This is a genomic window from uncultured Oscillibacter sp. (genome assembly GCF_910579365.1).
Lineage (GTDB): Bacteria > Bacillota > Clostridia > Oscillospirales > Oscillospiraceae > Oscillibacter.
On the sequence record NZ_CAJTUX010000013.1, the window covers coordinates 12504 to 27725 of the forward strand.

The 15222-nt window shown below is 62.7% G+C and carries 15 protein-coding genes and 1 riboswitch; of the genes, 7 read left to right on the top strand and 8 right to left on the bottom strand.

Going from position 1 to position 15222, the window contains the following annotated elements; all coding sequences use genetic code 11:
* Positions 1 to 258: 258 nt before the first annotated feature.
* Both QZ329_RS05410 and QZ329_RS05415 read left to right on the top strand, forming a co-directional pair.
* Positions 259 to 984, top strand: a complete 726-nt coding sequence (locus tag QZ329_RS05410; RefSeq protein WP_295749271.1) for an arylmalonate decarboxylase — start codon at positions 259 to 261, stop codon at positions 982 to 984.
* Between the two features lie 17 nt (positions 985 to 1001).
* On the top strand, positions 1002 to 1727 hold the full coding sequence (locus QZ329_RS05415) for an arylmalonate decarboxylase (protein ID WP_295749274.1): 726 nt from the start codon (positions 1002 to 1004) through the stop codon (positions 1725 to 1727).
* A gap of 101 nt (positions 1728 to 1828) precedes the next feature.
* Here the strand turns inward: QZ329_RS05415 and QZ329_RS05420 are convergent, their stop codons facing one another.
* The 5 genes from QZ329_RS05420 to QZ329_RS05440 all read right to left on the bottom strand — a co-directional run bounded on the left by QZ329_RS05420 (position 1829) and on the right by QZ329_RS05440 (position 7795).
* Complete coding sequence (locus tag QZ329_RS05420) at positions 1829 to 2809, bottom strand: LysR family transcriptional regulator (protein WP_295749277.1); 981 nt, start codon at positions 2807 to 2809, stop codon at positions 1829 to 1831.
* 66 nt (positions 2810 to 2875) lie between these two features.
* Positions 2876 to 4828: an NAD(P)/FAD-dependent oxidoreductase gene (locus QZ329_RS05425; protein WP_295749280.1), complete on the bottom strand. Its 1953-nt coding sequence runs from the start codon at positions 4826 to 4828 to the stop codon at positions 2876 to 2878.
* A gap of 100 nt (positions 4829 to 4928) precedes the next feature.
* Positions 4929 to 6200: a TRAP transporter large permease gene (locus QZ329_RS05430; RefSeq protein WP_295749282.1), complete on the bottom strand. Its 1272-nt coding sequence runs from the start codon at positions 6198 to 6200 to the stop codon at positions 4929 to 4931.
* Positions 6197 to 6712, bottom strand: a complete 516-nt coding sequence (locus tag QZ329_RS05435; protein WP_295749284.1) for a TRAP transporter small permease subunit — start codon at positions 6710 to 6712, stop codon at positions 6197 to 6199. The genes QZ329_RS05430 and QZ329_RS05435 overlap by 4 nt, the downstream gene beginning before the upstream one ends.
* Before the next feature lie 36 nt (positions 6713 to 6748).
* Positions 6749 to 7795: a TRAP transporter substrate-binding protein gene (locus QZ329_RS05440; protein WP_295749287.1), complete on the bottom strand. Its 1047-nt coding sequence runs from the start codon at positions 7793 to 7795 to the stop codon at positions 6749 to 6751.
* Positions 7796 to 8077: 282 nt separating this feature from the next.
* Between QZ329_RS05440 and QZ329_RS05445 the strand changes: the two genes are divergently transcribed.
* The 5 genes from QZ329_RS05445 to QZ329_RS05465 all read left to right on the top strand — a co-directional run bounded on the left by QZ329_RS05445 (position 8078) and on the right by QZ329_RS05465 (position 12568).
* A complete protein-coding gene (locus QZ329_RS05445) occupies positions 8078 to 9139 on the top strand; it encodes an NAD/NADP-dependent octopine/nopaline dehydrogenase family protein (RefSeq protein ID WP_295749289.1) in 1062 nt (353 codons plus the stop codon).
* A gap of 17 nt (positions 9140 to 9156) precedes the next feature.
* Complete coding sequence (locus QZ329_RS05450; protein WP_295749291.1) at positions 9157 to 10158, top strand: hypothetical protein; 1002 nt, start codon at positions 9157 to 9159, stop codon at positions 10156 to 10158.
* A gap of 2 nt (positions 10159 to 10160) precedes the next feature.
* Positions 10161 to 10275: riboswitch (molybdenum cofactor riboswitch) on the top strand.
* A gap of 108 nt (positions 10276 to 10383) precedes the next feature.
* Positions 10384 to 10956 (top strand): hypothetical protein, encoded by a 573-nt coding sequence (locus tag QZ329_RS05455; protein WP_295749294.1) that lies wholly within the window; start codon positions 10384 to 10386, stop codon positions 10954 to 10956.
* Positions 10953 to 11411 (top strand): hypothetical protein, encoded by a 459-nt coding sequence (locus tag QZ329_RS05460; RefSeq protein WP_295749297.1) that lies wholly within the window; start codon positions 10953 to 10955, stop codon positions 11409 to 11411. The genes QZ329_RS05455 and QZ329_RS05460 overlap by 4 nt, the downstream gene beginning before the upstream one ends.
* On the top strand, positions 11408 to 12568 hold the full coding sequence (locus QZ329_RS05465) for an NTP transferase domain-containing protein (protein WP_295749360.1): 1161 nt from the start codon (positions 11408 to 11410) through the stop codon (positions 12566 to 12568). The genes QZ329_RS05460 and QZ329_RS05465 overlap by 4 nt, the downstream gene beginning before the upstream one ends.
* Before the next feature lies 1 nt (position 12569).
* On the opposite strand, the gene QZ329_RS05470 is transcribed toward QZ329_RS05465, so the two are convergent.
* The 3 genes from QZ329_RS05470 to QZ329_RS05480 form a co-directional block, all read right to left on the bottom strand.
* Positions 12570 to 13529: a pyruvate kinase gene (locus QZ329_RS05470; RefSeq protein ID WP_295749300.1), complete on the bottom strand. Its 960-nt coding sequence runs from the start codon at positions 13527 to 13529 to the stop codon at positions 12570 to 12572.
* 13 nt (positions 13530 to 13542) lie between these two features.
* Positions 13543 to 14811 (bottom strand): cation:proton antiporter, encoded by a 1269-nt coding sequence (locus QZ329_RS05475; protein ID WP_295749303.1) that lies wholly within the window; start codon positions 14809 to 14811, stop codon positions 13543 to 13545.
* A 182-nt stretch (positions 14812 to 14993) separates the two neighbouring features.
* Positions 14994 to 15221 (bottom strand): Mor transcription activator family protein, encoded by a 228-nt coding sequence (locus QZ329_RS05480; protein WP_295749305.1) that lies wholly within the window; start codon positions 15219 to 15221, stop codon positions 14994 to 14996.
* Position 15222 lies beyond the last annotated feature (1 nt).

Sequence of the window (15222 nt, forward strand, 5' to 3'; positions counted from 1 at the left end):
AATGGCTCCCATCTCCGGGTGTCCAATGGTGATTTACGCTCTCCGCTACCAAAAAAACGCATACCGGTTCCGAGATTTTGCGGACCGTCCCTTTTGCCGGGGATTTCTTTCAAAAAAGTTCAAAAAAACGCCGCCCGCTCCCGCGCCGCCGGATTCCGGTTTTCTTTATGGAAGCAAGCAGAAAAAGCGATTGGCCGGAAACGGGTCGGAGGGGTATACTGGAAGGAGAGCTCAAAATCAAAGGAAAGGAATGATCCCATGTTATACTGGCGCGCAAAGATCGGTCTGATCTGCCCCGGCCCCGCCGTCACGGCGGAGAACGACTTCAACCGCTATGCGCCGGAGGGCGTCGGCATCAGCTCCATGCACATCGGCTGGGGCGCCCCGGGCAACGGTCCCACGCCGGAGCGGCTCAAGTCCATGGCCGCCAATCTGGAGGAGGGCTGCCGCTCCTTCCTGGACCCCCGGGTGGAGCAGGACGTAATCATCTTCGGCTGTACCTCCGGCAGCTTCATCGGCGGGCCCACCTTCGACCAGGAGTGCATTCAGCTCATCCAGCGGGTCACGGGCACCAAGGGGCTGACCACCAGCACCGCCGTGCTGGAGGGCCTGCGCCGCCTGGGCGCGGGAAAGGTGGCGCTGATCACTCCCTACCCCGACGAGACCAACGAGGCGGAGCGGCTGTTCCTGGAGAAAAACGGCGTGGAGGTCACCAATCTGGTGGACATGAATCCCCAGCGGCAGTTCATCCCCTCCCTGGACCCCGTCTATGTTTACGGCCAGGCCAAAAAAATGGACAAGACCGGCGCGGAGGCCCTGTTTGTCAGCTGCACCGGCCTGAACTGCATGGGCGTGATCCGGGAGATGGAGGAAGACTTCGGCCTGCCGGTCATCACCAGCAACCAGGCCAGCCTCTGGGCCAGCCTGCGCCTGGCCAGGGTGGGCGCCAGGACCGGCGGCCTGGGCCGGCTCTTCACACTGTAATAGAAAGGGGTATCCATATGCTGAATTGGCGCGCGAAGATCGGGGCCATCTGCCCCGGCCCGGCTGTCACCGTTGAAAACGACTTTAACCACCGCGTTCCCCCCGGCGTGGGCGTCAGCACCATGCACATCCCCTGGGGAAAGCCCGGCGCGGGCCCCACGCCGGAGAACCTGAAGATGATGGCCAGCGGCCTGGAGGAGGGCTGCCGCCGGTTTTACGACCCCCGGGACAAGCAGGACGTCATCATCTTCGCCTGCACCTCCGGCAGTCTCATCGGCGGACCCACCTTTGACAAGGAGTGCGTCCGGATCATCGAGGACGTGACCGGCACCAAGGGCCTGACCACCAGCACCGCCATTCTGGAGGCCTTCCAGGCCCTGCGCATGACCCGTCTGGCGGTCATCACCCCCTATCCCGACGCCACCAACGACGCGGAGAAGCTGTTTTTGGAGAAAAACGGCGTGGGCGTCACCACCATCGTGGACATGAATCCCACCCGGGAGTATATTCCGACCCTGACCCCCCAGTTCGTCTACCAGCAGGTGAAGAAGCTGGACCTGACCGGGGCGGACGGCATCTTCGTCAGCTGCACCGCCCTGGACTGCATCGACATGATCCGCTACATGGAGGAGGATTTCGGCCTCCCGGTGGTCACCAGCAACCAGGCCAGCATCTGGGCCTCTCTGCGCTGCGCCGGGGTGGGCGTCAAACTGCCGGAAATGGGCAGGCTGCTGACTCTTTGAGGCGGCGCCTTCGCCCCTTCCCACAGCCCCTTTTGAAAAGAAGCCACAGCGGAGCCGGGATTTCTCCCGGCTCCGCTGTGGTTTTCCCGCTCTCCATCCCCTCACCGGAACGGCGAGAGCGGCGGATAGGGCTCGTCCTGCGCGGCGGGGTCCTGCATGTGGCCCCGGTACTCCACCAGCGTATCGTAGACGATCTTCTCAAAGTAGTTCAGGGTGGTCCGCTTCCGGCTGAACATATAGATGCCCGTCCGGTTGGGAACGGAGAACCCGGTCAGCGGAATCGCCACCAGCGCCCCCATCCGCACATAGGGGTCGTTCACCAGCGCCCGGCCGGAGAGGATGGTAATCATGTCGCTCCCCACCACCGCCTCCTTGACCAGCTCCGGCGTGGGAAACACCGCCACGCAGTGCATCCGCCGGAAGGCCTCGCTGAAGGCGGTCCCGTTGGGCACGGTGGAGTAGTGCTGGGGGGCGGCGTACCGCTCCCCAATCAGCTCGTTGATGTCCACCTGACTGCGGCGGGCGAAGCGCTCGTGATTCTTCCGCACGCAGAGATAGAACTTGTCCACGCCCAGGCAGATCGCCTCCAGGTCGTTTTTCTCCGCCTGCTCCCGAAAGCCGCCCAGCTCCACCGTCTCGTCCATGGAGGTCACGCCGATGTTGGCGATGCCGTCCAGCAGAAGGGACAGCAGCTTCTTCCGCTCCGTCTCATGGAACACGATGGACGCCATCTCGTTGGCCTCCTGGAGCACCATAGTCAGGTGTACGGAGAAATAGCGGCACATCGTCGCGTCGCACAGAAGATGGATGCGCTTTTCCAGCGCGTCCCCCGTCCGGAAGGAGAAGACCATCTCGTTGTACTTGCCAATGATCTCGTCAGACAGCTCCAAAATCCGCTCCCCCTCCGGCGTGGGCACCACGCCGCTGGAAATGCGGCGAAAAATCTGGATGCCGATCTCTTCCTCCATGGACTTGATGATCGCACTCAGAGTGGTCTGGCCGATATACAGCCGCTTTGCCGCGGCGGAGATGGACCGGCACCGGGCGATTTCCTTCAGGTAGAAAAGATGCTCAATTTTCATAAATCAACTCCCATTGCGGCGGGCGGCTTCCGCGTCCCCGGCCTCCAGACGGAAGCGGAGGGGAACTCAGACGTCCAGCGCGGCGTGGTGTCCCTGATAGACGGCGTTGGTAATATTGGACGGGCGCACGCAGTCGCCCACCAGCCGGACCACGGGCGCGCAGTTCAAAAGACTGTCCGCCGCGCTTCGGCAGGGCCGCTGCCCCACGGCGCAGATCACGCTGGCGCCGGGGACCAGCTCCTCCCCGCCGTCCTTGCCGCCGCAGAGGATGCCCTCCTCCGTGATCTTCTTTCCAGTGCAGCCGGTATGTACTAAGATGCCCTGTTTTTCAATCTCCCTCATGAGGGCCGGACGGTGGCGCACGTTGGCGTCCACGGCAATGTCGTCCCGCATCTCCACGATGTGGACCTTCTTTCCCTCCCGGGCAAGGTGCACCGCGCACTCGCAGCCCGCCAGGCCGCCGCCCAGCACCACCACAGTGTCGCCCACCTTTTCATGCTCCAGGTAATAGCGGTTGACCACCACCACGTTTTCGCCGTCGATGCCCGGAATCGGGGGCACAATGGGCTCGGACCCCACGGCGACGATCAGGGCGTCCGGGGCCAGCTCCTCCGCCAGCTCCGGCGTCACGGCGGTGTTCAAACGGACCTCCACGCCCTCCTGCTCCAGCTGTCGGGCCAGGCTCAGGCCCAGCTCGTACATCTCGCGCTTGAAGGGGATGATCTGCTCGCTCTTCAAAATGCCCCCCAGCTCGCCGCTCTTCTCGCAGAGAAGGACCTTGTGGCCCCGCTGGGCGGCGGTGACGGCGGCCTGCATGCCGCCCACGCCTCCGCCGGCCACCAGCACCTTCTTGGGCCGCAGGGCGGGAACGACCTCCAGCCCCTCCAGCTCATGGCCGATGAAGGGATTGATGGCGCAGCGCCGGGTGGAGGTGTTCACCCGCTCCGCCATGCAGGTGAAACAGCGCAGGCACTTCTTGATGTCCTCCGGGTGGTTGGCCATGGTCTTCGCGGGGAGATAGGGGTCCGCCAGCAGCTCCCGGCCCATCTCGATGATGTCCGCCTTCCCGGACTGGAGAATCTCCTCCATCATGGCGGGGTCGTTCAGCGCGCCCAGCGTCGCCACGGGCACATGGACGTGCTTTTTGATCTCCGCCGCCAGGTGGACGTTGCAGCCGTGCTCGTCGAACATCGAGGGGTGGGTGATGTGGAAGCCGAAGCGGTGAGAGCCTGCGGAGACGTGGATCAGATCCACCTTGTCCTGAATGGCCTCCGCAATCCGGCAGGCCTCGTCCACCTCGTATCCGCCCTCCATGCCCTCCCGGCCGCTGAGCCGGATTTCGATGGGGAAGCCGGGACCCACGGCGGCGCGGATGGCGTCCAGCACCTCCCGGGGGAAACGGACCCGGTTTTCCAGACTGCCGCCGTACTCGTCCGTGCGCTTGTTGAAGTAGGGGGAGAAGAACTGGTTCAAAAGCCAGCCGTGGCCCCCGTGAACCGTGACCATCTCAAAGCCCGCCCGCTTGGCCAGGGCCGCCGTCTCGCCATAGGCCCTGGCGATATCCGCCAGCTGCTCGTGGGTCAGGGCCCGCACCTGGACGCCGTCATAGCGGACGCAGTCCACCGGGCCGTACTGCACCAGGCTGTTCAGCTTCTCCTTGTCCTTCATGTAGGCCCCGGCGAACTGGCCGCCGTGGGACAGCAGCATGCTGGGCACCGCGCCGTGACGCTTGATGGCGTCCGCCGTGTAGGTGAAGCTGGCCAGGGACCCCAGGGTCTGGAGATTCAGCTGGAAGGACTGGTTGCTCCCGTCCGTGGGGGGATGGACCTTCACCGCGCTGATGGTGACGGCTGCGGCTCCGCCCCTGGCCTTCAGCTCGTAATAGGCGGTGGTCTTCGGGCCAATGCAGTGGTCGCTGGTGATGTCCGTACCGCTGGTGGGCGAGGAGAACATCCGGTTCCGGAAGATGACGTTTCCGATTCGAATGGGGCTGCACAGCAGGGGGTATTTCTTATCCATGTTGTTTCCTCCTTATCATGATCCGTTGAAATTTGGCGTCTGGTAAACAGGAAGCCCTCCTGGGGGAGGGCTTCGCGCGCAATGGAAGCCGAGCTGTTTCTCACATGCCCAAAGCCTCGGGGAGCCACAGGCAGACAGCCGGGCAGTAGGCGATCAAAAGCGCCATGGCCAGCAGCAGCAGCGTATACGGCAGCGTGGACTTCACCACTTCGCCGAAGGAGCGTTTGGAGACGGACATGGTCACAAACAGGTTCGTGCCGAAGGGCGGAGTCAAAAAGCCGATCTGGGCCATCATGACGCAGATGATGCCGAAGTGAATCAGGTCAATCTCATAGTACAGCAGCGAAGGCAGAAGAATCGGGCAGATCACCACCACCAAGGACTGCAAACCCACAAACATGCCCGCCACCAGTAAGAAGATCACGATCGCCAGCAGGAACATCTCCTTGGAGCCGATGTTGGCAATGATCCACTGGCTCAGGGTATTGGGCAGGTTGATGTAGGTGATGAACCAGGTCAGAACGCCGCTGGCCGCCATCATGAACGTGGCCGTGCTGGCCAGCACCAGCCCCCGGAACACCTTCCGGGGAACCTCCCGCAGGGAGAGGCTGCGGTACACAAACAGCTCGATCAGCAGCACATAGAGCACGGAAATCGCCGCAGACTCCGTGGGCGTGGCCCACCCGGCGTAGATGGACCCCAGGACGATCACCGGAAACAGCATGGCGGGAACGGCCCGGACGACGATGCCCAGCGCGTCCCTCCGGGGATACTTGATGGGCTTTCCGCAGCCCTTCCGGCGGCACTCGATCACGGAATAGACCGCCCACAGCGCCGCCAGCAGAATGCCAGGGACAAGACCGGCGGTGAACAGCTTGCCCACGGAGCACCCCAGCGCCACCGCGAAGACCACCATCGGCGTGCTGGGCGGAATCAGGACCCCAAGGGTGCCTCCCGCCCCGATGACGCCCACGGCGGTGCGCTGGGAATAGCCGCCGTTGATCAGGCCGGGAATCATCACCCCGCCGATGGCCACCACCGTGGCCACGGCGGAGCCGCTGATCGCCGCGAAGAAGGCGCAGGCGGCAATGGCCGCCACCACGGGACCTCCGCTGAACCAGCCGAAGAAGATGTTCATCACGTCAATCAGGTATTTGGAGGTCTTTCCGCCGGAGGCCAGGGACCCCGCCACCACGAACAGCGGAATGGCCAGGAGCACAAAGCTGTTCAGCGTGGAGTACATGGACTGGATGACGATCAGAAGCGGCGTGGTGGTGTAGGCCGCCACCCCCGCCGTGGCCGCCATCGTAATCATAAACACGATGGGGACGCCCAGCAGAAGCAGGAGGAAAAACAGCGCGATGACAATCATGACTCCTCCCCCCTCTCGATGTCTTCGCCCCGCCGGACCGTCCGGACGCCCATGACGGCCTTGACGAAATACCGGACCGCAATGCCCGCGAAGGACAAGGGGAAGAAGATATACGTGTGCCACACCTTGAAGGGAATGGAGGTGTAGGCTGTTCCGAAGGTGTACATATTCACCGCAGACTGAACCGCGTAGCGCAGCATGAACAGGAAAAACGCGGCGCAGAGCACGTCGGTGAACAAAATCAGGTAATTGCCCCGCTTGGTTCCCAGGGCCACCAGCACCGCGTTCATCCGGGGATGCTCGTCCGTGGTGACGGCGACGCTGGCGGTAATCATGGTGATGGACATGAAGATCATCCGGGAGCTCTCCTCCAGCCAGGAGATGCTGTTTCCGGTGATCTTGCGGGAGACGACGTCGCAGACGACTCCCACCGTCAGCAGCAAAAACGCGATGCTGCACACGGTCTCCTCAAAAATGGTCAGGGCGGCATACAGCTTTTTCATCAGTTTCATGGCGCACCTTTCAGCCTCTCAAGTCTCGTCGATCGTTCAGCCGCGGGAGTCCACCCGGTTGGAATCGATGAACTCGATGAACCACTTCAGGAAATCGCCGTCGATGTACGGATAGTCCTCGTACATCCAGGAAACGGCGTCGATCCACTGCTGCTTCTGCTCCGGCGTCAAATAGGTAAAGGTGACGCCCATCTCCCCGGCCTTCTTGACGGAGGCCTCCAGCTCGGCGTAATAGGTGTCCACGCCGGTCTCGGCCACCAGCTTGTACCCGTCCACAAAGGCCTGCTGCTGCTCGGCGCTGAGGCTGTTCCAAAGGCCGGCCCGCATCACGCCGGGGGAGCAGTGGAAGGCGTGGAAGGTGTCCACGAAATAGGGGGCCTGCTCGAAGAACTTCTGGTCCACCGCGCCGCCCACGTCCACGCACAGCCCGTCGATGACGTCCTGCTGCAGCGCCGTATAGACCTCGTTGAAGCCCATGATGACCGTTCCGGCGCCCCAGGAGTCAAACATGTCGGAATAGGTGTGGCCGGACATGATCCGCATCTTTTTCCCGCGCAGATCCTCCGGCAGGGTCACCGGCGACTTGGAGGCGATGCCCCTTGTAAACATGGAGGAAATGCCCACGAACACGACGCCCTTCTCCGAGGCCCGCTCGGAGAACTTCTCCCGGAACTCCTCCTGGGCCATGACGTTCCAGAAGGTCTCCGCGTTGCCGAACACACAGGGCAGCGTGAAAGCCTCGAAGTCCGGAATCGTGCTGGCCAGGGTGCCGGTGGAGATGTTCGCCATGTCGATGGTGCCGCTGAGGATGCCCTCCCACATGGCGGCCTCGTTGCCAAGCTGGCTGCTGGGGTACAGCTCCACCTTAACGGCGCCGCCAGTGGCCTCCATCACATGGTCCGCCACCACCTGCGCGTTGATGTAGGCCTGGTTGGACGTGGACACGGACAGGCCCCATTTAATGGTAACGGGATTTTCGGCGGTGGGGGCGGCGGCCCCCTGGGCGCCGGGCTTCTGTCCGCCGCAGGCGGTCATTCCCACAATCATGGCCGCCAGCAGCAATCCGGATAGTATTTTTTTCATAACGACCCTCCCATGAAATTTGTAGACTCCGATCGGCAAGCGCCTCGGTCCGGCGGGAAAGCGCCTCTTCGTCCGCCCCGGCGGCCCCATGGGTCTCCGTGCCGTCCCGCGTGCGAAATTCCCGCTTTATAGCAACAATTATAGACGATTTTCCCCCCTCCCGTCCAATGGCATTTTTTGATTGCCTTTAGCAGAAAAAGCGATTTGACGGCGCCGGGAAAAGCGGATAGACTTTTATCATTCCAAACTCCAAGAATGAAAACGAAAGCGAGATATCAGGCCATGATTCAGAACATCACCGTCATCGGCGCGGGCTCCACCGGCCACGCCGCCGCCGCGATCTATTCTATGAAGGGCTTTGCGGTCACCCTGTTCGACCACGAGGAGTTTGCCCCCCGCCTCTCCAGGGTGCGGGAGCTGGGCGGCGTGGCCCTCCGGGGCAAGGTCCGGGGCATCGGGCAGGTTGCCCGCGTCTCCACCTCCCCGGAGGAGGCCATCCCCGGCGCGGAGCTCATCGCGGTACACGTCATGTCCCCCCGCCACGAGGAGGTGGCCCGGACCATCGCCCCCTACCTGCATGACGGACAGCACATCCTCATCGTCCCGGGCAACCTGGGTGCTTTCGTGTTCCGCCGCGTCTTCCGGGAGCTGGGCGTGACGGCGGACGTAACCGTCACGGACCAGGAGGGCAACCTCTGCCCCTGCCGCCTGACCGGGGACGCGGAGGTGACCGTGGGCATGCCCTTAAAGCCCAAGCGCATCGCCTCCCTTCCCGCGTCGGACACGGAGCGGGTAATCCGGGCGCTGGAGGGCGTCTGGGAGTTCAAGGCCAACCGGAACGTGTTTGAGTGCGCCCTGAACGCCAACAACGTCGTGATGCACATCGGCACCACCGTGCTCTCCGCCTCCAAAATCGAGACCATGGGCGAGGACTTCGTCCTCTTCCAGCACGGCTTCACCCCCGCCGGCATCCGCGTGGGCGGGCTCATCCGGGAAGAGCGCATGTCCGTCATCCAGGCCCTGGGCTTTGAGGAGCACGCCAACCCCCTGGGCATGTACGAGAAGATCACCCATCCGGACCAGTACCCGGAGCTGAGCGTGTTCATGACCCTGGCGGGTCCCGACCGGGTGGATCACCGCTATCTGACGGAGGACTGTTCCTGCGGCGCGGCAATCCTGCTGTCCTTCGCCAAGCGCCTGGGGCTGGAGCTGCCGGTGCTGGAGGCGTTCACCCGCGTGGCCGGCGTCATCACCGGGCAGGATTATCTGGCCGGGGGCCGGACGCTGGAGAATCTGGGCTTCTCCCCGGAGATGTCCGTCTCCGACATTCTGGCCGCCGTCTGAAGAGGGGAGGGTCCGCCGTGGAAATCCGGGAGGAACTGCTCTTTTTAGGCGAGGGGGACGTGGAGGCCCTTCTGACCCCCGCGGACGCCATTGAGGCCGCGGAAGACACCTTCCTCCACATCGGTCTGGGCGACGTCACCGTGGGCGAGATGGCGCTGATGTACGCGGACGACGCGAAAAAGAACAATTTCCACTCCATGCCCGCCATCCTCCGCCACAAGGGCTACGCCGGCGTGAAGTGGATCGGCACCTTCGGCGCGCCTCTGCCGGGGTATCCCTTCAGCCACGGGAACCTGGTCATCCTCAGCAGCATCCGCACCGGGTCTCCCGCGGCCATCGCCGGGGCCACCCGGATCACCGCCATGCGGACCGCCGGGGGGCACGGCGCCGTCCAGGCCAAATACCTGGCCAACCCCGACCCCGCCGTCCTCACCGTGCTGGGCTGCGGCGCCCAGGCCCGGGCCGGCGTCTTCGGGTTTCTCACCCAGTTCCCCTCTTTGCGGCAGGTCCGCGTTTTCAGCCGGAGCCGGGGCCCCATGGAGCGGCTGCGCCAGGACCTGGACGGCCGGGCGGAGACCGTGCTGTGCGCCTCCCCGGAGGAGGCGCTGCAAGGCAGCAATCTGGTTCTGGCGGCCTCCGGAGCCCAGTCCCCCCTGCTCACGTGGAACATGCTCCGTCCCGGCGTCACCGTCGTCGGTATCGAGGGGTTCCGGGACCTGGACCCGGAGATTGGGAAACGGGCCGCCAAATGGTATCTGGGCTATCGCCCGCCGGATGCCTTCATACTCCGCAGCCCCCGCCTGAACCCGGGCCTCGCCCTCCGGGAGGAGGACGTCTTCGGCGACATGACGGAGCTTCTCACCGGGAAAATTCCCGGCCGGGAGCGGGAGGAGGAGATCATCGTCTCCACCCACATGGGCATGGGCGCTCATGACGTAAACTGCGCCGTTACCGTCTATGACCGCGCCCGGCAGCGGGGCATGGGGCAGACGCTGCTGCTGGACGTTCTCTCCAACTGAATAGCAAACGACTTCTCCGAGCCTCCCCGCCTAAAGGAAACCACGGCGGCCGGCCCGGGTCATTCTGGAAACGGGATGGCCTTCCGTATTTGAAAAGGAGACGCCGCGAAGGTGGATACGATGGAATTCTATCTGCGGCGCTGTCCATACTCTCCCTTATTAAACGGAAAACCGGAAGTCTTGACCGACTTCCGGTTTTCCCATTTTTATAAAGGAGGCGCCTTCATGAGAGCCTATAAACTCCGCACCCTCATCTTCCTGGCCCTTTGCTGTGACCTGGGCCTTTTCGCCAAGCGCGCCGTCAACCCCTTCGCCAACCTGATCACGGACGCCCTCCACATTCCCGGCGGCATCGGGACCAGCTTTTCCCTGATGTTCCTGGTGGTCGCCGCCTCCATGCTCCCCGGCATGTTCTGCGGCTCCATCATGGGCGCGGTGCAGAGCGTCCTGGCCCTGGGCTTTGGCATGGTGGGCAGCATGGGGGCCCTCTCCCCCATCGGCTACATCGTCCCCGGCCTGGTCGTGGACCTGACCCTGCGCCTTGCCCGAAGGGCCTCCCTCTCCCGGGAAGAGGGCATCCTTCTGGCCAACACCGCCGCCGCCCCCTGCGCGGCGCTGACCGCGAATCTCATCGTCTTCCGCCTCAGCGGCATTCCCCTGCTGCTGTACCTCTGCGTCGCCTCCGCCTCCGGCGCGTTCTGCGGCCTGCTGGCCGCCCGGCTGGCGGCCCGGGTCGCGCCGGTCATCGGCGCGGAGCTCCAGCGGGACAATCCACGAAAGGAGGAGCATCTCTTATGAAAGCCAGCACCCTGAACAAGCGCGTCCTTCTGCTCCTGGCCGGTCTGGTCCTTCTCACCGCCGTCCTGGCCGCCCTGCACCTGACCACCCGCACCGCCGTCCCCAAGGGCACGCTCCTGGTGGAGGCCCAGGGGGAAACGGTGGAAGCCGCCCTGTCAGAGCTGACGCTGTCCCCCGTCCGCGGAACGGTGGTCAACGGCAAGGGGGAGGAAACCGCCATCCACCGGCAGGGCCTTCTTCTCTCGGAGCTTCTCGCCCACTGCGGCGTCACGGACTTCCGTCAGGTCACCGTCACAGCGGACGACGCCTACTCCGCCGCCGTAACCCGGGAGGAAATTCTTGCCCCGGACAAGGTCTATCTGGTGATGGAGGAAGACGCCGTGCAGATGGTCGTATTCGGGGACCCCAACAGCAAGCGCCGCGTCTCCGGCGTCGTGTCCCTGTGCGTCGCATGATCCCCTTTTTCAGCCGGAGAAACCAGGTCTATCCCGTACTGCGGCAGGACCGGCCCGCCGTGGAAAAACACTTCTCCCATATGGAGGACTGGGAGCGGGAGACCCGGCTCTACCAAGTCCTTGGAGGCGCGCTCCCCCACCCCGCCGTCCTTCACACGGAACCGGGCCTGCTGGTGACGGAATACTGCCCCCACCCCTCTTTGCTGGACGTTCTGGAGCGCCAGGAGCGCGGGGGCTTCTCTCCCGCCCCCTGGGCGGCCCTGGCGGACTGGCTCCGCCGGTGCTTTCAAATCTGCGGCCAACTGCCGGCGGAGGGAAACCTGCGAAATTTCCTGTGGGACGCCGGAGGGGAATCCATCCTGGGTCTGGACTTTGAGAGCTTCCGCCCCTGCCCGCCGGAGGAAAGCGCCGCAGAGCTCTCCGCGGCGCTGCTGGCCTACGACCCCGCCGGCACGCCGGTGAAGCGGCAGGCCGCCGGACTTCTGCTCCAGGCTTTCCGCGTGCCGGAGGAAACCCTGGCGGACGCCCGTCTGCGCCTCCGTCTGCGCAGAGAGGCCCGTCCTTCCCCGCCGCCCCTCAGCGGAATCGTTCTGGCGGGAGGGGGCTCCCGGCGAATGGGAACCTGCAAGGCCGCGCTGAAGCTCTCCGGCCAGACCCTGCTGGAGCGGCAGGCGGAAAAGCTGCGGGCCCTGGGCATTCGGGACATTCTCCTCTCTGGGGAAGACTGTCCCGCCCTTCCCGGGACCCGGGTCATCCCGGACGCGCTGCCCCGGCGGGGCCCTCTGGGCGGGCTGCACGCCTGCCTCCGCGCTGCGGAGCATCCCGCCTGCCTGGTGCTGAGCGTGGACACGCCTCTGGCGCCCCGCGCCGCCCTGGCCAAGCTCCGGGACGTCCACCGGGGCGGCGTGACGGTGCTGCGCCGCTCCGGCATGGAGGAACCCCTGACCGGCGTCTACGACTCCACGCTCTTCCAGGCCATCGGGTCCCTGATCGAACCCGGAGGCGCGCCGGTGCGCGCCCTGGAACGCATCGCCGCCCGTTCGTTTTTTGACTACGCCGGACCGCCGGAGCTCCTGATGAACTGCAACACCCCCCAGGAGTACGCCGCCGCCGTGGCCCTGGCGGAGCGGTATGGCCGCTGGGGGCTCGCCCTATGACTCAAAGTCCGATGGTCTCCGCCATGACCTCCTGGTTCATACGCTCCAGCAGCTCAACGCACTCCGCCGCATACCGGCCCACCGCCGTCTCCTCCGACATCTGCACGCCGTAAACGCCGGATTTCATGATCTCGTACAGCGCCTCGATCTCTCCGATGGTTGGAATCGGCTTGGTCTCCATGTTCTTCAGCACCTGCGTAGCCAGAAATACCTTGACGTCAAAGTACAGCGCCTTGTCGATGATATATCTCTGGAAGCGGGGAATCTTCTCGATTCCGATATCCGTAGACAGGTCTCCCCGGTCCACCAGAATGTAGTTTACCAGCGGTAAAATCTCGTTGATGTGTTCCACCGCGCCAATGGTCTCAATCTTGGAAATGACCTGGGTTCCCTCGCCGATCAGGGCCCTGGCCTCCTTCACGTTCTCCGCCGTCCGGACGAAGGAGAGTCCCACATACTCCAGCTTGTACTGGTTGGCAAGCCGGATCAGCTGCCGGTCCTTTTCAAACAGGAAGGGAATATCCTGGTGGATACCCCGCACGTGGACGCCCTTGTTGTTAATCAGCACCCCGTCCGATTTCGACAAGAACACCACCTTTTCGCTGTCCGCAGCGATCACCTCAAACTCGAACACGCTGTCGTTTGCCCAGGCGGTCATACCTGGCTTCAGGTGGCGGTAAAAATCCGGATAGTTGAACTGGGGCGACGCGATTTCAAAGGTCTTCCCCTTCTCCAGCCGGATACCCTCGGAAATATTGGCCGTGCGCACCTTGTTCCCTGGCAGGTCCAGTAAAATCTCCGCTCCCGGAATCTGGCCCCGGATGTTTCGAATGCTCTGTTCCACATCCGGAATGCCGCCATGGGCGCCGTTGATGCGGTAAATATTCCTGCCGCTGTGGACCTGGCTCAACGGCACCTCCTCCGCCAGCGCTGGTCCGGTGGTCAAAATGTACTTCTGCATTGCTTACTCCTCCTCAATTCCCTTTTGTCAGTTCCACAAAGATACGCGCATCCCTCTTCTGCTGGTAACGGAGCCAGTAGCCCGCGATCAGCGAGGAGAGCATGGTTGTGAGAATCAGCACGGTGAAAAATTCCACGCTGATAATCTGATAGGAATACGCCACCGTGGCCAGAACGATTCCCGGGCCGCCCCGGGCGTTCATCGTCACGGCGAAGTTTACGATTACCGGCTTTTTCAGGTCAGAAAACAGCAGCATCAGCACCGTTCCGACGCCCTCCAGGCTAAAGGCAATGAGGAAGAACAGCGCAAACCTGCCCAGGGAAAAATTGTGAATCAGATTCAGTTGGATTCCCACCAGGGCGAAGTACACGGGGACAAACAACGAAAACGAGAAATTGGCCACCGCTTCCATCCGTCCCTCCGCGTCGCGGTCGCTTTGGGAGACCGCCTTTACAATATAGCCGATCAGAAACGCGGAATACATCAGGTTGATGCCGAAATGGTAGAGAATCGCGGAGATCAGCAGCAGAGCGATGAAACTGACCGTGTAGAAATCCGTGGCCTTCAGCGTCTTGCTGTACCCGCGGCGAATATGGTCGCTGACCAGCTTGGCAATCACAAACATCCCCAGCGTAAAGGCAATCACAAGCAGCATGTCCGCCAAGTTGATTGTGTCGGTGGAGGCCATCCGGGTCGCCACGTTCAGCAAAATCCAAAGGCACAGGTCCTGGAAGGTGGAAACCGTCAAAACTGTATTGGCAAAGCGGGTATTCATAATTCCCATGTCAAAAAAGATTTTGGAGATTACGGGAATGGATGTAATCGCCACGCCAATGATGAACACCAGCAAAAACGAAATGTCGTTTCCCTTCTCGCCAATGAAATGCTCCCGGAACAAGGGAACAAAGGGAAGCGCCCCCAGCATGGGCAGCACCGTCGCCCCCGTAAACACGTAGCCGATGATCTTCCCGTTTTTCCGATCCATCTCTATGCGGGTATTGAAGCCGGAGGAGAACATCAAAAACAGGAGTCCCAACTGGTAAAACAGGTTCAGCACCTTTCCCTCCTCGGGGTATGCCTGAAAAATCCCTGTCATCAAATCCGGGCAGAAATGATAGAGGAACGTTCCCCCAAAGAGCATTCCGCCCACAATCTCGCCCACAACCTTCGGCGCCCGGATCGCCTCCATCAGCTTTCCGCAGACGTAGGCTCCCGCCAGCAAAAAGGCCAGCGCCAAAAAGGTTGCAAAAATCTCGCTTTCCGAGAGCGTTTTCAGTGTCATGCCGATTTCTCCTTGCGTTTGCTGACGTAAGTTTAGCAAATGAAATCCGCAGCCGCAAGAAATCCGGCCGCTCTTTGGTTACACTCCAAGAAAGCGAGAAACCAAAGGCGACCGGATTTGACGCGCTCTCCCCCTGGGAAGGACCGGAACGGGAAACGCGGTCCGTCGCAGGGTAGAGCCTGTCATTTTGCCTGTATGATCTTGTAAACTCGGGAAATGCTCAAGTCGTATTTCCGCGCCAGGTCCGCCACCTCATAGGCTCCGCTGAAAAAGTCGTCTTTGATTTGCAGATTGCGCTCTTCCAGATCGGTGAACCGGACATTGGCGGGGAAGTACACCGTGGTCCCGGCCAGGAGCTCCACCACAGCCTCATACGTCTCGCTGTCCAGCAGCTCCCGCAGTTTTCTCAAC